The sequence below is a fragment of the Actinomadura sp. KC06 genome (assembly GCF_004348735.1).
GTDB lineage: Bacteria > Actinomycetota > Actinomycetes > Streptosporangiales > Streptosporangiaceae > Spirillospora.
Genome location: NZ_SMKT01000093.1, coordinates 17568 through 36499 on the forward strand (window position 1 = coordinate 17568; position 18932 = coordinate 36499).

Here is an 18932-nt window from a genome sequence, read left to right on the forward strand (position 1 = left end):
CCCGCTTAGCCGAACGGCTGCTCGCGGCCGTCCTCCAGGTAGACGGCGCGGCCCTCGGCCATGGCGCGCAGGCTGGGGTCCATCCGGCGCGACACGTGCGCCGGCGCCAGCTCGGGGATCTTCTCCGGGGCGACGAGGATGTGGTCGGACAGCTCGTCCGGCGGCAGCCGGATCGCGGCGATCTCCTCGCCGGTGATCGTGCCGCCGAAGACGAACACGTTGACGGCGTCGACGCCGTCGTCGCGCGGCGAGCCCCAGTCGACGCAGGCCAGGCCGTTGAGGCGGGGGACGAGGCCGAGCTCCTCCGAGCATTCGCGCACGCATGCCGACAGGGGGGACTCGTCGGCCTCGATGACCCCGCCGGGCAGGTACCAGCCCTCGCTGTAGGTGGGCTTGACCAGCAGGACCCGCCCGAGGTCGTCCAGGAGGAGGGCCGCCGCGGCGCCGCGGGAGCGCGGCAGTGAGGCGTAGTAAGCAAGGTCGGGCATGTACCGAGGTTAGGCGCGATCATCGCCGCGTGATCCGGCGCTCCGGGCGGCCGGGGCCGCATCCGTCCAGAAGATCGCCGGGGAGCCGCGAATCCGTTCGGAGATCGAGTAAAAGGCGACGAAAGGGCCAAGATGGGCGACGACAACGCTTGACCCGCGAATGTCAAGGTCACCGGCCCTGGACCGCTCCGCGGAACGCCTGACTTCGGTGAACGCGCCGCGTGAAAGGCATTTAACGCTGGGGTCACAGCGGGGACTCGCGGACGAAACGGCCCTCGCCGAGTCTCGGGCGCATGATCGGGACTCCGGCGCACTGCCCGTACTGCGCCCTGCAATGCGGCATGACCCTGCGTCGTGAGCGCGGCGCCGTCCGGGTGGCCCCGCGCGACGACGTGCCCGCCAACCGCGGCGGGCTGTGCCAGAAGGGCTGGACGGCCGCGGAGCTGCTCACCGTCCCGGACCGGCTCACGACGCCTGCGATGCGCCCCCGCAAGGACGCGCCGCTGGAACCCTGCACCTGGGACGAGGCGCTGGACCGCGTCGCCGCCGAGGCCTCGCGGCTCCGGTCGCTGCACGGCCTGGACGCCGTCGCGGTCTTCGGGGGCGGCGGGCTGACGAACGAGAAGGCGTACCTGCTCGGGAAGTTCGCGCGCGTCGCGCTCGGCACGTCCCAGATCGACTACAACGGGCGGTTCTGCATGGCGTCGGCCGCGGCGGCGTCCGGACGGGCGTTCGGCATGGACCGTGGCCTGCCCGGCCCCGTCACGGACCTGGCGGCGTCCGGCGCGATCCTGCTGGCGGGCGGGAACCCCGCCGAGACGATGCCGCCGTTCATGCGGCACCTGACCGAGATGCGGGACGCGGGCGGGGCGCTCATCGTCGTGGACCCGCGCCGCACCGCCACCGCCCGGCAGTCCGACCTGCATCTGCAGCCGGCGCCCGGCACCGACATCGCCCTGGCCAACGGGCTGCTGCACCTGGCGGTCACCGAGGGCCTCGCCGACGAGGACTACCTCGCCGCCCGCACCACCGGGTTCGACGCCGTCCGGACGGTGGTGAACGCCTACTGGCCGGACCGGGTCGAGCGGATCACGGGCGTGCCCGTCCCGGCGATGCGCGAGGCCGTCCGGCTGCTGGCCCGCGCCTCCCGCGCCCACGTCCTCACCGCGCGCGGCGCCGAGCAGCACGCGCGCGGCACCGACATGGTCAGCGGCTTCATCAACCTGGCGCTCGCGCTCGGGCTGCCCGGCCGCGCCGGCTCCGGGTACGGGTGCCTGACCGGGCAGGGCAACGGGCAGGGCGGGCGCGAGCACGGGCAGAAGGCCGACCAGCTGCCCGGCTACCGCCGGATCGACGACCCGGCGGCGCGCGCGCACGTCGCGCGGGTCTGGGGCGTGGCCCCCGAGTCCCTTCCCGGGCCCGGACGCTCGGCGTACGAGCTGCTGTCGGCGCTCGGCGCCCCGGACGGCCCGAAGGCGCTGCTGCTGTTCGGCTCGAACCCGGCGGTGTCCGCGCCGCGCGCCGCGCACGTGGAGGAACGGCTCGGCGCGCTCGACCTCCTGGTCGTCGCCGACGTCGTGCCGTCGGAGACCGCGCGGCTCGCGGACGTGGTCCTGCCCGCCGCGCAGTGGGCGGAGGAGTCGGGGACGATGACGAACCTGGAGGGCCGGGTGCTGCGGCGGCGCAGGGCCGTCCCGCCGCCGGACGGCGTCCGCACCGACCTGGAGATCATCGCCGCGCTCGCCGGGCGGCTGGACGCGCCGGGGGAGTGGAGCGCCGACCCGGAGGCGGTGTTCGCGGAGCTGCGGCGCGCGAGCGCGGGCGGGACCGCCGACTACTCCGGCATCACCTACGAGCGGATCGAGGCCGAGGGCGGCGTGTTCTGGCCCTGCCCGTCGGAGGACCATCCGGGGACGCCGAGGCCCTACCTGGACCGCTTCCCCACACCGGACGGCCGGGCCCGGTTCGTCCCGGTGGAGCACCACGGTGCCGCCGAGGACGTGGACGCCGACTACCCCCTCTACCTGACCACGGGCCGCGTCCTCGCGCAGTACCAGTCGGGCGCGCAGACCAGGCGCGTCGCGGCCCTGGCGGAGGCTGCACCGGGCCCGTTCGTGGAGCTGCATCCCGACCTGGCCGGACGCCTCGGCATTGAGGACGGCGCCCGCGTGCGGGTTGAGAGCCGCCGGGGCGCGGCGACCGTCCAGGCGCAACTCACCACGGCGATCCGCTCCGACACGGTGTTCATGCCGTTCCACTGGGCCGGGGACGGCCGCGCGAACCTGCTCACCAACCCGTCCCTAGACCCGGTGTCGCGGATGCCGGAATTCAAGGTCTGCGCCGTCCGCCTCCAGCCCTGCCCATCGAGGGGGGACGACCCCCCACACCCCCTGGAGCGCTCCGCGCTTTGAGGTGAGCGGCTTTTAACACGGCGGTGACAAGCGGGACCCAACCGCGAAACGGCCCTTGCCGAGTATCGGAGCATCGACCCGTACCAGCCAGGAGGTTGCCGCGCCGATGACCAAGACATCCGAAGCGACCAGGACACCAGAAGCGACGATCACCGGAGGCGCCGTCCGCTGGTCCGACGTCTGCTCCTACGCGTCCCTGACCCCCGAGCGGGGCGTCTGCGCGATGCTCGGCGGCACGCAGGTGGCGATCTTCCGGACGTTCGACGGCGCCCTGTACGCGCTGTCGAACCTCGACCCGTTCAGCGGCGCCCACGTCCTGTCCAGGGGCATCCTCGGCACCCGCAACGGCGCGCCGACCGTCGCGTCCCCGATGTACAAGCAGGTGTTCGACCTGCGGACCGGGGCCTGCCTGGACGATCCCCGCGTGGCGCTGCCGGCGTTCCCGGTCCGCCGCGCCGGCGACCGCGTGGAGGTGGCGCTCACCGATGAGCACCGCCGCTGAGCCGTCGGCCGGGCCCGCGGAGCCGCTGGCGGGGTTCGCGGTCGGGGTGACCGCGGCGCGCCGCCACGAGGAGCTCGCGACGCTCCTGGAGCGGCGCGGGGCCCGGGTTGTGCTCGCGCCCGCCATCCGCCTCGCGCCGCTCGCCGACGACGCCGAGCTGCTGGAGGCCACCCGGGCGTGCGCGGCCGGGCCGCTGGACCACGTGGTCGTCACGACCGGGATCGGGTTCCGCGCCTGGCTGGAGTCGGCCGACGGGCAGGGGACGCGGGACGCGCTCGTCGCCCGCCTCGCCGAGGCCGCCATCGTGGCGCGCGGCCCTAAGGCGCGCGGCGCGATCCGGTCGGCGGGGCTGCGCGAGCGCTGGTCACCGGACTCCGAAGAGCTCTCCGAGGTGACCGGGCACCTGCTGCGGCAGGACCTGGCGGGCGCGCGGGTCGCCGTCCAGCTGTACGGGGAGCGGCAGCCGGAGCTGACCGCCGCGCTGCGCGGCGCGGGCGCCGAGGTGATCGAGGTCCCGGTGTACCGGTGGTCGCGGACCGAGGACCCGACGCCGCTGCGCCGGCTGGTCGGCCAGGCCGTCGCGGGCACGGTCGACGCGATCACGTTCACCAGCGCGCCCGCGGTCGCCGAGACGCTCGCCGTCGCCGCCGAGGACGGCCTGGAGGAGCCGCTGCTGGACGCCCTGCGCGCCCACGTGGTGGCGGCGTGCGTCGGGCCCGTCACCGCGCGGGCGCTCACCGGGCGGGGCGTGCCGACCGTCCAGCCGGAGCGGGCGCGGCTCGGGGTGCTGGTGCGGGCGCTGGTGACGGGCCTGCCGGCGCGGCGGTCGCGGCGGCTGTCGGTGCGCGGGTGCGCGCTGGAGCTGCGCGGGCACGCCGTCGTCCTGGACGGGCTGCTCCGGCCGATCGCGCCCGCGCCGATGGCGATCCTGCGGGCCCTCGCGCGGCGGCCGGGGCACGTGGTGTCGCGGGCGGAGCTGTGCGGCGTCCTGCCGAGCCGCCTCGCCCCCGCCGGGGAGGCGCGGCCGCAGGCCGACGAGCACGCGGTGGAGATGGCGGTGGCGCGGCTGCGGCGCGGGCTCGGCCGTCCCGGGATCGTCGAGACGGTCGTCAAGCGCGGCTACCGGCTGGCGTGCGATCCGCGGCTCGCCGACCGGGTGCCGGCGGGCGCCGGTGGCTGACCCCGTCCTGCTGGCCGTGGCGCACGGCACCCGCGACCCCGCGGGGCCCGCCGTCGTTCGGGACCTGCTCGCGCTGGTGCGGGCCATGCGTCCCGGCCTGCAGGTGATCGAGGCGTACGGGGAGCTGTCGTCGCCATCGCTGGAGCAGGCGGCCGGCGGCCTGGACGGCGACGCCCCGGTGGTCGTGGTTCCGCTGATGCTGGCGCGCGGCCACCACGCGCTGGCCGACGTACCGGACCGGGCGGCGCGCCTGCTGCCGGACGCCGTTACGGCCCGCCCGCTCGGCCCCGACGCCCTGCTGGCCGACGCGCTCGCCGCGCGGCTGGCCGCTGTGCTCCCGCCGCGCCGCCCGGACGCCGTGGTCCTCGGCGCGGCGGGGTCCGCCGACCCGGCGGGCGCCGCCGACGTGCGTGCCGCCGCGCGGCTGCTGGCGCGGAGGCTGCGCCGTCCCGTCCCGGCCGGGTTCGTCGCCGCGGGCGCGCCGTCCCTCGACGAGGCCGTGGCGGCCGCGCGGCGGGACGGCGCGCGCCGCGTCGCGGTGGCGTGCTGCCTGCTGGCTCCCGGCCGGTTCCACGACCGGATGGCGGCCTGCGGCGCCGACGCGGTCGCCGCGCCGGTCGGAGCGCACGCCGCCGTCGCGCGGCTCGTCCTGCGCCGCTACGACGAGGCGCGGTCGCGCCCGGCGGTCCCGGCCGCCGCGTCCTGACCAGGCTCGCGGGACGCGGGGCAGGCGAACCGCTGGTCGTGGTGGGCGAGGACGCGCAGCATCAGGTCCGTGAGCTGCCGCAGTTCGTCCGGGGACAGCGGCTCGAACAGCGCCGCGTTGAGGCGGGCGCGGTCGTCCAGGCTCGCGCCGAGGGCGAGCCGGCCGTCCTCGGTGGCCTCCAGCGCGTACCGGCGGCGGTCGTCGGGGTCGCGGCGGCGCCGGACGCGGCCGGCCTCCTCCAGCGCGTCCACGACGCCGACCAGGTCGCCGGGGTCCATCCGCAGGTGCTCGGCGACCTCGCGCTGCGACAGCGGCCCGAGCCGCGCCACGCATTCCAGCACGAGCATGTGCGGCAGCCGCAGGTGTCCGGGGAACATCCGCGCAGAGGTGCGCCGCGCGAGCCTCATCAGCTCGAACATCAGGTAGGTGGGCGACTCGTGCAGCGGGTCGGGCCGGTCCTCCACGTGCCCCTCCCTCGGGTTCGCTTGGCGCGTCCTATCTCTCTTGACGTGAGAGATAGGGTATTCCTACCGTTGGACGGTCCACAACATGCCGCGATGGAGCGGAGAGGGAGGCCCGATGCCGGACGGGGGACCCGCCGTCGAGGTCGACGGCCTGATCAAGCGGTTCGGCGACGTGGAGGCCGTGCGGGGGATCGAGTTCACCGTCCGCCCGGGGGAGGTCTTCGGATTCCTCGGCCCGAACGGCGCCGGCAAGTCCACCACGATCAACATGCTCTGCACGCTGCTGAAGCCCAGCGGCGGGCGGGCGCGCGTCGCCGGGCACGACGTGGTGTCCCAGCGCGACGGCGTGCGCCGCAACATCGGGCTCGTCTTCCAGGACCCGACGCTCGACGGCTACCTGTCCGGCGAGCAGAACCTGCGCTTCCACGCCGAGCTGTACGGGGTGCCCAGGGCCGTCACGGGCCGGCGGATCCGGCAGGTGCTGGAGATGGTCGGGCTGTGGGAGCGGCGCGGCGACCTGGCGCAGACCTACTCCGGCGGCATGAAGCGCCGCCTGGAGATCGCCCGCGGCCTGCTGCACTCCCCGCGGGTGCTGTTCCTGGACGAGCCGACCATCGGCCTCGACCCGCAGACCCGCGCGTCGATCTGGGACTACATCCGGCAGCTCCAGGCCGCCGAGGAGATCACCATCTTCATGACCACCCACTACATGGACGAGGCCGAGTTCTGCGACCGCATCGCGATCATCGACTCGGGGCGGATCGTGGCGCTGGACACCCCCGAGGCGCTCAAGGCGGGCGTCGGCAAGGACCGGGTCCGCATCCAGACCGCCGACGACGAGGCCGCGATCGCCGCGCTCAAAGAGCGGTTCGACCTCGAGGCGGTCATGTCCGAGGGGGCGGTCGCGTTCCCGGTGGCCTCCGGCGAGGCGTTCGTGCCGCGGCTGTTCGCCGAGCTCGGCGTCCCGATCCGGTCGGTGAGCGTGTCCCGGCCGTCGCTGGACGACGTGTTCATGTCGTTCACCGGCTCGACGATCCGCGACGCCGAGGCCGGGTCGAGCGACCGCCTGCGCATGACCATGCGCGCGATGAGGAGATGAGGATGCCGGTTTCCAGCGGGGCGGCGCGTCCGGTCGACGTCGTCCGCGTGCGGGTGCCCGAGCCGGGCCTGCGGCAGGACCTGCGCGCCGTGAAGGTCGTCCTGCATCGGGAGCTGATCCGGTTCTGGCGCGACAAGCTGCGGATGGTGTCCGGGCTCGTCCAGCCGGTGCTGTGGCTGCTGGTCATGGGCACCGGCCTGTCCAACCTGATGGCCGCGGGCGGCGGCCCGCACGGCGAGGTCGACCTGAAGACGTTCATCTTCCCCGGCGTGTGCGCGATGTCGGTGATGTTCACCGCGATGTTCTCCGCCGGGTCGATCGTGTGGGACCGCGAGTTCGGCTTCCTGCGCGAGATGCTCGTCGCGCCCGTCAGCCGCAGCGCCATCGTCATCGGCAAGTGCATCGGCGGGGCGCTGGTGGCGACCCTGCAGGGCGCGGTGATCGTGGCGCTGGCGGGCCTGGCCGGCGTCCCCTACGACCCGGCGCTGCTGGCCGAGCTGCTGGGCCTGATGTTCCTCGGCGCGTTCGCGCTCACCGGCTTCGGCGTCATGATGGCCGCGCGGATCAAGCAGATGCAGTCGTTCTTCGCCCTCATCCAGATGGCGATGATGCCGATGATGTTCCTGTCGGGCGCGCTGTACCCGCTGAACGGGCTGCCCACGTGGCTGACCGTCCTGACCCGCTTCAACCCGCTCACCTACGCGGTCGACCCGCTCCGCCAGGCGGTCTTCTCCCGCCTGGACCTCTCGCCGGCGCTGCAGCGGACGTTCAACCCCGGCGTGACGTGGAACGGGTGGGTCGTCCCGGTCTGGCTGGAGATCGTGATCGTGGCCGTCATGGGCGCCGTGCTGATGGGCGTGGCCATCCTGGAGTTCCGCCACGCCGATTGACATCGGCGTATCAATCCGTCACCCAGCGTGATATTGAATACGAGTACGTTACGCACGGAATTGACTCGTATCCGAGGGGTGATGGTAGCCAGGTGAACGGGCAGCGGATTTTGTGGCGCGGGATCGCGGCGGGCGCGGCGGTCCTCGCGGTGACGGCCGTCCCGGCGGTCGCGGACGGGCGTCCGGCGGCGAACGCCGCCAGAGAAGCCGGCAGCGCAGCGGACGGAACGGGCACGGAGCGGGCGGACGCGCAGCCGCAGCGGAGGCTGCGGATCACGCGGTTCCTCGGCGAGCGGCGCCTGCCGCACAAGATGACGGTCGAGGGCACCACGTTCGGGGGCGTGTCGGGCATCGACCGCGATCCCCGCACCGGCACCTGGTACCTGATCTCCGACGACCGGTGGCGCTACGACCCGGCCCGCTTCTACACCGGCCGCCTGGACATCGACCCGTCCACCGGCGCGTTCACCGGCGTGAAGATCACCGGAGTCGAGACCCTGACGCGGCGGGACGGCAGCCCCTACCCGGGCTACGCCAAGCCGGAGTCGGCCGACCCGGAGTCGATCCGTTACGACCCGCGCAGCGGCCGGGTGCTGTGGGGTAACGAGGGCGACCGCCCGGACGAGACCCACCCGGACATCCCGGTGTCCGACCTGTCGGTCCGGTGGGCGGGACGGGACGGCCGCCACCGCGGAGACGTGCGCCTCCCGAGGAACCTGAAACAGACCGACACCCGCAACGGGCCGCGCCGCAACTTCGGGATCGAGGGGCTGTCCTTCACGCCGCACGGGATCGCCGCCATGGTCGAGGGCCCGCGCTACGAGGACGGCGAACCGCCGACCGCGGAGCGCGGCGCCCCGGCCAGGCTCACCCTGTGGAGCCGCAGCGGGCAGGTCCGCGCGCAGTACGCCTACCCCCTCGACCGGCTCCCGGCGAAGCCGGTGCCGCCGGACGGGGCGACCGACACCGGCGTCTCGGAGATCCTCGCGATCGACGGCCACCGGTTCCTGGCGTTGGAGCGGTCCTGGATCCAGGGCGTCGGCTACCGGGTCCGGCTCTACGAGTTCGACACCCGCGGCGCGACCGACGTGCTGGGCCGCGACGGCCTCGCCCAGGGCGGGCCGTACCGGCCGGTGGCCAAGCGGCTCGTCACCGATCTCGGCCGCGGGTCAAGGCCCGTCCAGAACCTGGAGGCGATGGGCTGGGGGCCGCGCCTGACGTCGGGGGAGTGCACGCTGGTGGTGGGCTCCGACGACAACTTCAGCGCCGAGGAGATCACCCACTTCCTGGCGTTCGCCGTCGATGGCTGCCCGCCAGGGCCGCGGTAGGCCGCGCACGAAAGGGCCCGCCGGACCGTGACCGGTCCGGCGGGCCCTCCGCTTGTGCGGGACGCGCGTATCAGGACGCGCTCGTGTCAGACGGCGAAGTCGAGCAGCGGGCGCGCGTTGCTGGGGTGCCGCAGCTTCGACAGCGACTCCTTCTCCAGCTGCCGGATCCGCTCGCGGGTCAGCCCGAGCGCCTTGCCGATCTCGTCGAGGGTGCGGGGCGTCCCGTCGTACAGCCCGAACCGCATCGCCATGATCTTGGCCTCGCGCGGGGACAGGATGTCCAGCGTGCGGCGCAGCTGGTCGGCCATGAGCTGCCGGTCCACCAGCTCGGACGCCTCGGGGCTGTCGGTGTCCTCGATGAGGTCGCCGATGCGGGTCTCGCCGTCCTCCCCGATGGTGGAGTCGAGGCTGATCGGCTGCCGGCTGGTGCGCAGCAGCTCGCGGACCTGCTCGGGGCTCTTGTCGAGCTCGACGGCCAGCTCCTCCGGGGTGGGCTCGCGGCCGAGCCGCTGGTGCATGTCGCGCTCGACGCGGCTGAGCTTGCTCAGCATCTCCAGAACGTGCACGGGCAGCCGGATCGTGCGGGCCGAGTCGGCGAAGCCGCGCTGGATCGCCTGCCGGATCCACCACATCGCGTACGTGGAGAACTTGTAGCCCTTGGAGTAGTCGAACTTCTCCACGGCGCGGATCAGGCCGAGGTTGCCCTCCTGGACGACGTCCAGCAGCGACAGGCCGCGGTCGGAGTACTTCTTGGCGACCGACACCACGAGCCGGAGGTTGGCCTCCAGCATGTGGGCCTTGGCGCGGCGGCCGTCGGCGGCGACCCATTCCAGGTCGGCGCGCACGGCGGGGGAGAGGTCCTCGGTCTCCAGCTTGTGCTCGGCGTACAGGCCGGCCTCGATGCGCTTGGCGAGCTCGACCTCCTGGTCGGCGGTGAGCAGCTGGCGGCGTCCGATGGCCTTCAGGTAGGTGTGGACGGAGTCGCCCATGGCGGTCGACTGGTCGTCCAGGTCGGCGCCGGTGTCGGCGTCCGCGTCGGCGGGCTCGACCTCGGTGACCTCGAAACCCTCGTCGGGGGCGTCCCCACCGGCGGCCTTCGCGGCGCCCTTCCGGGAGCCCTTCGCGCCGTTCTTGGCCGCGTCGCCCTCGGCGCCGTTCTTCGCGGCCGCACGGGAGGGCTTGGCGGCGGTCTTGCGGGTGGCGCGCTTCGCGGTTCCGGATGCCGCGCTGGATGCCGCGCCGGGGGTCGCCTGGGCGGTGTCGCCGCCGTCGTGGTCGGCGGCCGCGGCCATCTTGCGGACCGTGTCGGACTCGCCGGCCAGGCTGATGCCGGACTCGGACAGCTCGCGCAGGATGGAACGGCCCTGGGCCGGGCTGATGCCCGCGGCCTCGAAGGCCCCCCTCACCTCGTCGAGCGAGAGGCGCCCTTGGGCGCGGCCACGCTTCAGGAGGTCGTCGAGCGCGGGGCTCGCCGACTCCGTGAGCGGGGTCTCTACGGCGCTTCGCGGCATGGGGACACCCCCCTCCCTTCGGTGGTGTGAGTGCGGCGCGCGGATTGTGTTCGCTGGTGGCGCACGCACTTAACGGAACGTCGCACGAAGGGGTTCTTGTTCCCGACGCCCCGGGATCGGCGGCCCCTAGGGGACCGTGCAGGAGCGATCCAGAAGGTCGTGGTGCCCGGAGCGGGCCGTTTCACACCGGACGCTTCGGACGGCCGTTACCTTACTGCGTAAAGGGCCCGGGTGGTTGACAAATCACGGTAAATCATTCTGAATCTGGACGCTTAGGCCGCAATGTCCGACCGTACCGCGCGATGACGCGTTCGCGCAGCTCAGGGTCGTCGCGGGGGACGGGTTCGAGGAAGACCTCGTCGATCTCCTCGTGCGCCTCGCGCAGGTCGTGCGCCATCCGCACGCAGGCGTGCTCGACCTCGCCGGCGGTGAGGGAGTCGCGGAAGTCCAGCCGGGCGCAGACGAGGACGCGGTCGGTGCCGAACGTGACGGTGACGATGTCGACGACCCAGTCGATCCCGGGCGCGGCGCCGAGGCGCGCGCGGACGTCGGCGACGAGCCTCGGGTCGGCCTGCGTGCCGATCAGCAGGTTGAGGTTGATCCGGCCGAGGACGAGCGCGACGGCGGTGAGCAGCACGCCGATGAGGAGCGATCCGGCGGCGTCCCAGGCCGCCGAGCCGGTCAGGTGGTGCAGCCCGAGACCGCCGAACGCGATGATCAGGCCGATGAGGGCCGCGGAGTCCTCCAGCAGGACGCTGACGGCGGTGGGCTCGTCGGTCCGGCGGATGTAGGCGCGCAGCGGCAGGTCCGCGGCGCGGGCGGCGGCGCGGACCTGCCGGACGGCCTGCTGCCACGAGACCGCCTCCAGGACGAACGCGACCGCGAGGACGGCGTAGCCGACGATCGTGCCGGCCTCGGCGTCCTCGCGGTGCCCGGCGAGGGTCTGGATCCCCTGGTAGAAGGAGAACAGCGCGCCCATCCCGAAGATCGCGACGGCGACGAGGAGCGTCCAGATGTAGCGCTCCTTGCCGTAGCCGAGGGGGTGGCGGCGGTCGGCGGGCCGGACGCTGCGGCGCAGCCCGGCCATCAGCAGCACCTCGTTGAAGGTGTCGGCGACCGAGTGGGCGGCCTCGGCGGCCATCGACGCCGACCCGGTGATCAGCGCCGCGACGATCTTCGCCACGGCGATGCCGAGGTTGGCGGCGAACGCGAGCGCGACGGTGAGCCCGCTCTCGTTCTCCGGCCCGTTCCCGCGCTCGCCCCGCTGTGCCGCCATGGTCGTCCTGTCCCCGGTGATCAGCGGGCCATGCGCCCGCCGGCGGGTCAGGGGGTGCGGAGGCGGGCGCGGTCGGGTTTGCCGGACGCCAGCAGCGGGATGGCGTCCACGAGTTCCAGCTCGTGCGGCGCCGCGTAGGCGGGCATCGTCTCACGGACGAAGGCGCGCAGTTCCTTCAGCCCGGGATCGCCGGACGGGCCGGGCACCACGACGGCGGTGACGCGCTCGCCCCATTCGGGGTCGGGGCGTCCGACCACGACGACGTCGCGGATCTTCGGGTGGCGGGACAGCGCGGCGGCGACCTCCCCCGCGACGACCTTCTCCCCGCCGGTGTTGATCACGTCGTCGAGCCGGCCGCGGACGCGGAGCCGGCCGTCCTCCAGCGCGCCGAGGTCCTGGGTGACGAACCATTCGCCGTCCATGGCCTCGGCGGCCAGGTCGGGCCGCAGCCGGTAGCCGGTGAACAGGGACGGGCCGGCGAGGCGGATCCGGCCGCCGTCGTCGAGCGCGACGCGCATGCCGGGCAGCGGCGTCCCATCGTAGACGCAGCCGCCGGACGTCTCGCTCATGCCGTAGGTGGTGAAGACGCGGGCGCCGCGGTCGCGGGCCTCGCCGAGCAGGCCGGGCGGGGCCGCCGCGCCCCCGAGGACGATCGCGCCGAGCCGGGCGAGGTCGACCCCGGCGTCCAGGAGGCGGCGCAGCTGCGTCGGGACGAGCGAGAGATGCGGTCGTCCCGCGGCGGCGGCGATGGCGGCGACGGCGGCGGTGTCGAAGCGCGGGACGATGATCGGGTCGGTTCCGGCGACGAGGGCGCGGACGAGGACCTGAACGCCGGAGATGTGGCTGGTGGGCAGGCAGCAGAGCCACCGGTCGCCGGGCTGGGCGCCGATGCGGTCGAGGGTTCCGGCGGCGGAGTGGCGCAGCGCGGCGGCCGAGAGCTCGACGAACTTGGGCGTCCCGGTGGAGCCGGACGTGGCGATCAGCACGGCGGTGCCGGCGCTCACCGGGGCGTGCCCGCCGCGGGGGCGGTGCGGGGCGAGGCCGTCCGGGGTGCGGATCGCGTCGGGGGCGAGGGCGTCGAGGAGGTCGCGGAGCGCGGGCTCGGGCAGGTCGGGGGAGAGGGGGCAGATCGCGGGGCCGCCGTCGAGCGCGTCGGCGAGGGCCCGCAGCAGCGGCGGGCCGGGCGGCAGGACGGCGGCGTGCAGCGGGCGATCCATGATCTGATCAGGGTAGACGACCCCGCTGAACGCGTTCAAACCCGGGGGCGGTTGAATGGGACCCGGAGCGCCGCGCCCCCCGGGGCGGCGCGGGCGGCAGGACGGCGTTGTCCCCCGACGGGAGAGGAAGACATGGTCTCGGAGCTGTTCGACGCGGACGCGTGGAAAGAGGTCGAGGGGTTCGGCTTCACCGACATCACCTACCACCGCGCGGTGGGCCACGGGACGGTCCGGGTGGCGTTCGACCGGCCCGAGGTGCGCAACGCGTTCCGCCCGCACACGGTGGACGAGCTGTACCGGGCGCTGGACCACGCGCGGATGTCCAGCGACATCGGGTGCGTGCTGCTGACGGGGAACGGCCCGTCCCCGCGCGACGGCGGGTGGGCGTTCTGCTCGGGCGGCGACCAGCGGATCCGGGGCAAGGACGGCTACAAGTACGCCGAGGGGGACACCTCCGACACGATCGACCCGGCGCGGGCGGGGCGGCTGCACATCCTGGAGGTGCAGCGGCTGATCCGGTTCATGGGCAAGGTCGTGATCTGCGTGGTGCCTGGCTGGGCGGCGGGCGGCGGGCACAGCCTGCACGTTGTGTGCGATCTCACCCTCGCGAGCCGGGAGCACGCGCGGTTCAAGCAGACCGACGCGGACGTGGCGAGCTTCGACGGCGGGTTCGGGTCGGCGTACCTGGCGCGTCAGGTCGGGCAGAAGTTCGCCCGCGAGATCTTCTTCCTGGGCGACGACTACGACGCGGAGGCGGCGCACCGGATGGGGATGGTGAACGCGGTCGTCCCGCACGCGGAGCTGGAGGCGACGGCGCTGGAGTGGGCGCGAAAGGTCAACGGCAAGAGCCCGACGGCGCAGCGGATGCTGAAGTACGCGTTCAACCTGGTCGACGACGGGCTCGTCGGGCAGCAGGTGTTCGCGGGGGAGGCGACGCGGCTGGCGTACGGGACCGACGAGGCCGCCGAGGGGCGCGACTCGTTCCTGGAGAAGCGCGACCCCGATTGGTCGCGTTTCCCGTGGTACTACTAATGGTCGAACTTACGGTGTGGTCACGAATACGGTGATTGGGCGGGCAGTCAGGGGGTTCGGCGGGTGCGGGTGTACTCCATCCCGATGCGGGCGCGGTTCCGCGGTGTGACGCGGCGGGAGGGCGTCCTGGTCCAGGGGCCCGCCGGGTGGGGGGAGTTCTCGCCGTTCGCCGAGTACGGCCCCGCCGAGTGCGCGCGGTGGCTGGCCGCGGCGCGCGAGGCCGCCTATGAGGGCTGGCCGGCGCCGGTGCGCGACCGGGTCCCGGTGAACGTGACGATCCCCGCGGTCGCGCCGCGGCGGGCGTATGAGATGGCGAAGGAGTCCGGCTGCCGGACCGCGAAGGTGAAGGTCGCCGAGCGCGGCCAGACCGACGGCGACGACCTGGCGCGGGTGGAGGCGGTCCGCGCCGCGCTCGGGCCTGAGGGCCGGGTCCGCATCGACGTGAACGGGGCGTGGGACGTCGACCACGCCGCCCGGATGATCCGGACGCTGGACCGGTGGGAGCTGGAGTACGCCGAGCAGCCGTGCGCGACGCTGGAGGAGCTGGCGCTGGTGCGGCGGCGGGTGGACGTCCCGATCGCCGCGGACGAGTCGATCCGCCGCGCCGAGGACCCGCTGAAGGTCCGGGCGGCGGAGGCGGCGGACGTGGCGGTGCTGAAGGTGCAGCCGCTGGGCGGTGTGGCGGCGGCGCTGCGGGTCGCGGAGGCGTGCGGGCTGCCGGTGGTGGTGTCGAGCGCGGTGGAGACGTCGGTGGGTCTGGCCGCCGGGCTGGCGCTGGCGGCGGCGCTGCCGGAGCTGCCGTTCGCGTGCGGGCTGGGGACGCTGTCGCTGCTGGAGGGCGACGTCGTCGGCGATCCGCTGGCGCCGGTGGCGGGCGAGATCGCGGTGCGGCGGCCGGTGGTGGACGAGGAGGCGCTGCGCCGCTGGGAGGCGCCGGCGGACGGGTGGCGCGACCGGGCCGCCGAGGCGCAGTCGCACCTGGGTGGTCCCGCGGTGATCGAGGCGGCGCCGTGAACCCGGCGACCGCGCTGGCGACCGTCCTGGTGGACGAGCTGCTGCGGTGCGGGATGACCGACGCGGTGCTCGCGCCTGGGTCGCGGTCGGCGCCGCTGGCGCTGGCGCTGCAGTCGGCCGAGGACGCGGGGCGGATCCGGCTGCACGTGCGGATCGACGAGCGGTCGGCGTCGTTCCTCGGGCTGGGCCTGGCGAAGCGGTCGGGGCGCCCGGTGGCGCTGGTGTGCACGTCGGGGACGGCGGCGGCGAACTTCCATCCGGCGGTGATCGAGGCGCACGAGTCGGGCGTGCCGCTGATCGTGATCACCGCGGATCGTCCGCCGGAGCTGCGCGACACCGGCGCGAACCAGACGATCGACCAGGTGAAGCTGTACGGGACGGCCGTTCGGTGGTGCACCGAGATCGGCGTGCCGGAGAACCGTCCGGGGATGGTGGCGTACTGGCGGTCGCTGGTGAGCCGCGCGTGGGGGCTGGCGCAGGCGCCGGTGCCGGGCCCGGTGCATCTGAACGCGGCGTTCCGCGAGCCGCTGATCCCGGACGGCGACGACACGTGGTGCGAGCCGCTGGACGGCGACGTCACCGGTGCGTGGACGAAGGTGCGGGCGGCGACTCCGGGGTCGGTGCTGCACGTCCCGCCGACGCGGCGGGGCGTGCTGGTGGTGGGGGACGGCGCGTCCAACGTCAAGCGGTACGTGGCGGCGGCGTCGATGGCCGGGTGGCCCGTGCTGGCCGAGCCGAACGGGAACGCCCGCTACGGCGACCACGCGCTGTCGTCGCACCATTTCCTGCTGGGCGTCCCGGAGTTCGTGGAGCGGCACCGTCCCGAGGTGGTGGTGACGCTGGGCAAGCCCGGGTTGTCGCGTCCGCTGCTGTCGCTGCTGCGCCGCGCCGAGGAGCACATCGTGCTGGCGCCGGACCTGGCGCACTGGCCCGACCCGGTCCGGTCGGCGACGCAGGTCGCGCCGGAGGTGGAGATCCCGGTGGTGTCGGGCGACGACGCGTGGCTGAAGTCGTGGCGGACCGCCGACCTCGCCGCCGCCGCGGCCGTCGACGGGGTCCTGGACGCGGTGCCGGAGGTGAGCGAGCCGCGCCTGGCCCGCGACCTGGTCGCGGGGCTGCCGGGCGGGTCGCTGCTGTTCACGGCCGCGAGCATGCCGATCCGCGATCTGGACCAGGTGATGCGGCCGCGCCGCGGCATCCGGATCATGGCCAACCGCGGCGCCAGCGGGATCGACGGCCTGGTCTCGACGGCGATGGGCGCCGCGCTGGCGCACAGCGGACGGTCGTTCGCGCTGCTCGGCGACCTGGCGTTCCTGCACGACCAGAACGGCCTGATCGTCGGCCCGCGGGACCAGCGTCCCGACCTGACGATCATCGTGGTGAACAACCGGGGCGGCGGGATCTTCTCGCTGCTGCCGCAGGCCGCGCTGCAGGGCCCGTTCGAGCGGGTCTTCGGCACCCCGCACCAGGTCGACCTGGAGGCGGTCGCGGCCGCGCACGGCATCCCGTACCGGCTGCTGGACGCCCCGGCGGACCTGTCCAAGGCGATGGCGGGGGAGGGGCTGCGGATCGTGGAGGCCCGGACCGACCGGGACGCGAACGCCGTGCTGCACGCCGAGATGCGCAAGGCCGCCCACGCCGCCGTCCGCACCACCCTCACCTGACCCGCGTGCCCGCCCGCACCGTCAGTTACTTCAGCCTTCAATTTACAACGTAAAGGCCGCAGGCGGGAGCACTACTTTTCAAGCAACTAACAACAATTACAGCTAGGCGAGGAACCGGGTGCGGAGGGCGTCGGTGTCGTCGGGGGTCCAGCCGTGGGTGGACAGCCAGCTGATCGTCCCGCCGAACTCCTCGTCGACGCGGGCGAGGAACTTCTCCATGAGGGCCGCGTTGGGCCGGTGGCTGTCGGCCGGACGGGAGTCGAGGTCGGCGGCGTAGGTGTCGCTGGTGCGCAGGCGGCGCAGGACGGTCTCCAGCCGTTCGCCGGTCTGGGCGTAGTCGGCGACGACCGCCTCGCGGGTGACGCCGGCGACGTCCAGGGCGAGGGCGCAGACGACGCCGGTGCGGTCCTTGCCCGCGGCGCAGTGCACGAGCGACGAGCCGTCGGTGCGGGTCATGACGCGGAGGGCGGCGACGATGGAGTCGCCGCGGTCGGTGAGGTAGCCCAGGTAGAGGCCGAGCGAGCGGTCCTGCTCCGGGCCGTCGCTGGAACGCTCCTGCCAGGGCAGCGCCCGATTGACGTCAACGGTGTCGGCGGCGACGTCGGTGTGGCGTCCGCCTTCGGGGAACAGCGACAGCTGGTGGACGGTCACGGACGGTACACGCGTCAGCGGCCCGGGGCCTTCGAGGCGGACCTCGGCGTCGCTGCGCAGGTCGATGACGTTCTTCAGGCCGTAGTCGTCGAGCAGGAGGCGGACGTCGGCGACGGAGAGGTCCTGGAGGTTGTCGGAGCGCAGGACGCGCCCGCGGCGTGTGGTCCGTCCGTCTGCTGTAGGGAGGCCGCCCAGGTCACGGGCGTTGACAGCGCCGTCCAGCTCGATCCACCGCGTGCCGTCGTCCATGACTTGTGACCCTATATGGCCGATGTGTCCAGGCCGGTGCTCAGGGTAGGAGGCGATGGTCCCGGGGAGCGGTGGCCTCGTGCGGCGACCGGGACCTGGGAGCCAGATCGGGGATGGCTCCGTAGCGGGTTACTGACGCGGGTTCACGCTCCGTAGCCTTTCGGGGGAGTTGTCCGATTCTCTTCCGTCCCATGGAGGTTTCATGGCCGTGACCTTGCCCGCCCCGCCCGTCCCGTCCGTTCCGCGATCGGAGGAGTCCGACCGCGGCGGGAGCGACTTCACGCCGCTGGCGCGGCGCGTGCGCGCCAGCGGGCTGCTGGAGCGGCGTCCCGGCTACTACGCGCGGGCCATCGGGCTGAACGTGGCCGCCACGGCCGCGCTGTGGGCCGCGGTCGCGTGGGCGGGGGACGGCTGGTGGACGGTCCTGCTCGGCGTCCCGCTCGCCGTGATCGCGGTCCGGACCGGGTTCCTGGGCCATGACGCGGGACACCGGCAGATCGCGCGGACCGCGCGGGGGAACCGGCTGCTGGGGCTGCTGCTCGGCAACCTGCTGCTGGGCATGGGGCACGGCTGGTGGAGCGACAAGCACAACCGGCATCACGCCAACCCGAACCATGTCGGAAAGGACCCCGATGTGGGGGAGGGGATCCTGGCGTGGACGGAGGAGCAGGCCGGGCGGCAGCGGGGTGTGCTGCGGTGGGTGGCGCGGCATCAGGCGTGGCTGTTCTTTCCGCTGCTGACGCTGGAGGGGCTGAACCTCAAGGTCGGGAGCCTGATGTTCCTGCGGGGCCGGAAGCGCCGTGACCAGGTCGTGGAGGGCGGGCTGCTGCTGGCTCACGCGGTGGGGTATCTGTCGCTGGCGTTCGCGTTGCTGCCGGTGGGGCAGGCGCTGGCGCTGATCGCGCTGCAGCATGCGGTGTTCGGTGTGCATCTGGGGTCGGTGTTCGCGCCGAATCACAAGGGGATGGCGATGCCGGAGCCGGGTGAGCGGTGGGATCATCTGCGGCGGCAGGTGCTGACGTCCCGGAACGTGCGGGGCGGTGTGGTGACGGACTGGGCGTTCGGGGGGCTGAACTACCAGATCGAGCATCACCTGTTCCCGAGTGTTCCGCGGTGCAATCTGCGGCGCGTGCGGCCGTTGGTGCGTGCGCATTGTGCGGAGGTGGGCGTGTCGTATGCGGAGACGGGGGTGGTCGGGTCGTACCGGCTGGCTCTGCGGCATATGCGTGAGGTGGGGGAGCCGCTGCGGT

General features: G+C 73.8%; 17 protein-coding genes. 11 read left to right on the top strand and 6 right to left on the bottom strand.

The genetic code is table 11. The features are described 5' to 3' along the window. Positions 1 to 5: 5 nt before the first annotated feature. Positions 6 to 488 (bottom strand): NUDIX hydrolase, encoded by a 483-nt coding sequence (locus E1287_RS26755; protein ID WP_131967830.1) that lies wholly within the window; start codon positions 486 to 488, stop codon positions 6 to 8. A 293-nt stretch (positions 489 to 781) separates the two neighbouring features. On the opposite strand from E1287_RS26755, the gene E1287_RS26760 reads away from it, so the two are divergent. The 4 genes from E1287_RS26760 (at position 782) to E1287_RS26775 (ending at position 5287) form a co-directional block, all read left to right on the top strand. Next, positions 782 to 2899, top strand: coding sequence for a molybdopterin-dependent oxidoreductase (locus E1287_RS26760; protein WP_131967831.1), 2118 nt, complete (start codon positions 782 to 784; stop codon positions 2897 to 2899). A gap of 106 nt (positions 2900 to 3005) precedes the next feature. Continuing rightward, positions 3006 to 3401: a nitrite reductase small subunit NirD gene (nirD, locus tag E1287_RS26765; protein ID WP_131967832.1), complete on the top strand. Its 396-nt coding sequence runs from the start codon at positions 3006 to 3008 to the stop codon at positions 3399 to 3401. After that, positions 3385 to 4581, top strand: a complete 1197-nt coding sequence (locus E1287_RS26770) for a uroporphyrinogen-III synthase (RefSeq protein ID WP_131967833.1) — start codon at positions 3385 to 3387, stop codon at positions 4579 to 4581. The genes nirD and E1287_RS26770 overlap by 17 nt, the downstream gene beginning before the upstream one ends. Beyond that, on the top strand, positions 4574 to 5287 hold the full coding sequence (locus E1287_RS26775) for a CbiX/SirB N-terminal domain-containing protein (RefSeq protein WP_243719455.1): 714 nt from the start codon (positions 4574 to 4576) through the stop codon (positions 5285 to 5287). The genes E1287_RS26770 and E1287_RS26775 overlap by 8 nt, the downstream gene beginning before the upstream one ends. Here the strand turns inward: E1287_RS26775 and E1287_RS45820 are convergent. Further along, positions 5239 to 5751 carry a MarR family winged helix-turn-helix transcriptional regulator gene (locus E1287_RS45820; protein ID WP_131967835.1) on the bottom strand — a complete coding sequence of 171 codons (513 nt, stop codon included), beginning with the start codon at positions 5749 to 5751 and terminating at the stop codon, positions 5239 to 5241. The two genes, E1287_RS26775 and E1287_RS45820, sit on opposite strands and share 49 nt — an antisense overlap. A 115-nt stretch (positions 5752 to 5866) precedes the next feature. Between E1287_RS45820 and E1287_RS26785 the strand changes: the two genes are divergently transcribed. From E1287_RS26785 to E1287_RS26795, 3 genes are all read left to right on the top strand, one after another. Then, on the top strand, positions 5867 to 6850 hold the full coding sequence (locus E1287_RS26785; protein WP_131967836.1) for an ATP-binding cassette domain-containing protein: 984 nt from the start codon (positions 5867 to 5869) through the stop codon (positions 6848 to 6850). 2 nt (positions 6851 to 6852) lie between these two features. Further along, positions 6853 to 7740: an ABC transporter permease gene (locus E1287_RS26790; protein WP_131967837.1), complete on the top strand. Its 888-nt coding sequence runs from the start codon at positions 6853 to 6855 to the stop codon at positions 7738 to 7740. 92 nt (positions 7741 to 7832) lie between these two features. Beyond that, positions 7833 to 9068 carry an esterase-like activity of phytase family protein gene (locus tag E1287_RS26795; protein ID WP_243719456.1) on the top strand — a complete coding sequence of 412 codons (1236 nt, stop codon included), beginning with the start codon at positions 7833 to 7835 and terminating at the stop codon, positions 9066 to 9068. An 86-nt stretch (positions 9069 to 9154) separates the two neighbouring features. On the opposite strand, the gene E1287_RS26800 is transcribed toward E1287_RS26795, so the two are convergent. The 3 genes from E1287_RS26800 to E1287_RS26810 form a co-directional block, all read right to left on the bottom strand. Then, positions 9155 to 10579: an RNA polymerase sigma factor gene (locus tag E1287_RS26800; RefSeq protein ID WP_131967838.1), complete on the bottom strand. Its 1425-nt coding sequence runs from the start codon at positions 10577 to 10579 to the stop codon at positions 9155 to 9157. 253 nt (positions 10580 to 10832) lie between these two features. Continuing rightward, on the bottom strand, positions 10833 to 11855 hold the full coding sequence (locus E1287_RS26805) for a cation diffusion facilitator family transporter (protein ID WP_131967839.1): 1023 nt from the start codon (positions 11853 to 11855) through the stop codon (positions 10833 to 10835). Between the two features lie 47 nt (positions 11856 to 11902). Then, on the bottom strand, positions 11903 to 13072 hold the full coding sequence (locus E1287_RS26810; protein WP_131967840.1) for an AMP-binding protein: 1170 nt from the start codon (positions 13070 to 13072) through the stop codon (positions 11903 to 11905). A 132-nt stretch (positions 13073 to 13204) separates the two neighbouring features. On the opposite strand from E1287_RS26810, the gene E1287_RS26815 reads away from it, so the two are divergent. The 3 genes from E1287_RS26815 (at position 13205) to menD (ending at position 16782) form a co-directional block, all read left to right on the top strand. Next, positions 13205 to 14104: a 1,4-dihydroxy-2-naphthoyl-CoA synthase gene (locus E1287_RS26815; protein WP_131967841.1), complete on the top strand. Its 900-nt coding sequence runs from the start codon at positions 13205 to 13207 to the stop codon at positions 14102 to 14104. Positions 14105 to 14167: 63 nt separating this feature from the next. After that, positions 14168 to 15118, top strand: a complete 951-nt coding sequence (locus tag E1287_RS26820) for an o-succinylbenzoate synthase (protein ID WP_131967842.1) — start codon at positions 14168 to 14170, stop codon at positions 15116 to 15118. After that, complete coding sequence (gene menD, locus E1287_RS26825; RefSeq protein ID WP_131967843.1) at positions 15115 to 16782, top strand: 2-succinyl-5-enolpyruvyl-6-hydroxy-3-cyclohexene-1-carboxylic-acid synthase; 1668 nt, start codon at positions 15115 to 15117, stop codon at positions 16780 to 16782. The genes E1287_RS26820 and menD overlap by 4 nt, the downstream gene beginning before the upstream one ends. 102 nt (positions 16783 to 16884) lie before the next feature. On the opposite strand, the gene E1287_RS26830 is transcribed toward menD, so the two are convergent. Continuing rightward, positions 16885 to 17682: a tyrosine-protein phosphatase gene (locus tag E1287_RS26830; protein WP_131967844.1), complete on the bottom strand. Its 798-nt coding sequence runs from the start codon at positions 17680 to 17682 to the stop codon at positions 16885 to 16887. A gap of 202 nt (positions 17683 to 17884) precedes the next feature. On the opposite strand from E1287_RS26830, the gene E1287_RS26835 reads away from it, so the two are divergent. Then, a partial coding sequence (locus tag E1287_RS26835) for an acyl-CoA desaturase (RefSeq protein WP_131967845.1) occupies positions 17885 to 18932 on the top strand: 1048 nt, incomplete at its 3' end.

What these genes read in the sequence shown, in the direction of transcription:
- E1287_RS26755 (WP_131967830.1), bottom strand. Translation starts at nt 488, where the DNA reads ATGCCCGACCTTGCTTACTACGCCTCACTGCCGCGCTCCCGCGGCGCC.
- E1287_RS26760 (WP_131967831.1), top strand. Translation starts at nt 782, where the DNA reads ATGATCGGGACTCCGGCGCACTGCCCGTACTGCGCCCTGCAATGCGGC.
- nirD (WP_131967832.1), top strand. Translation starts at nt 3,006, where the DNA reads ATGACCAAGACATCCGAAGCGACCAGGACACCAGAAGCGACGATCACC.
- E1287_RS26770 (WP_131967833.1), top strand. Translation starts at nt 3,385, where the DNA reads ATGAGCACCGCCGCTGAGCCGTCGGCCGGGCCCGCGGAGCCGCTGGCG.
- E1287_RS26785 (WP_131967836.1), top strand. Translation starts at nt 5,867, where the DNA reads ATGCCGGACGGGGGACCCGCCGTCGAGGTCGACGGCCTGATCAAGCGG.
- E1287_RS26790 (WP_131967837.1), top strand. Translation starts at nt 6,853, where the DNA reads ATGCCGGTTTCCAGCGGGGCGGCGCGTCCGGTCGACGTCGTCCGCGTG.
- E1287_RS26800 (WP_131967838.1), bottom strand. Translation starts at nt 10,579, where the DNA reads ATGCCGCGAAGCGCCGTAGAGACCCCGCTCACGGAGTCGGCGAGCCCC.
- E1287_RS26805 (WP_131967839.1), bottom strand. Translation starts at nt 11,855, where the DNA reads ATGGCGGCACAGCGGGGCGAGCGCGGGAACGGGCCGGAGAACGAGAGC.
- E1287_RS26810 (WP_131967840.1), bottom strand. Translation starts at nt 13,072, where the DNA reads ATGGATCGCCCGCTGCACGCCGCCGTCCTGCCGCCCGGCCCGCCGCTG.
- E1287_RS26815 (WP_131967841.1), top strand. Translation starts at nt 13,205, where the DNA reads ATGGTCTCGGAGCTGTTCGACGCGGACGCGTGGAAAGAGGTCGAGGGG.
- E1287_RS26830 (WP_131967844.1), bottom strand. Translation starts at nt 17,682, where the DNA reads ATGGACGACGGCACGCGGTGGATCGAGCTGGACGGCGCTGTCAACGCC.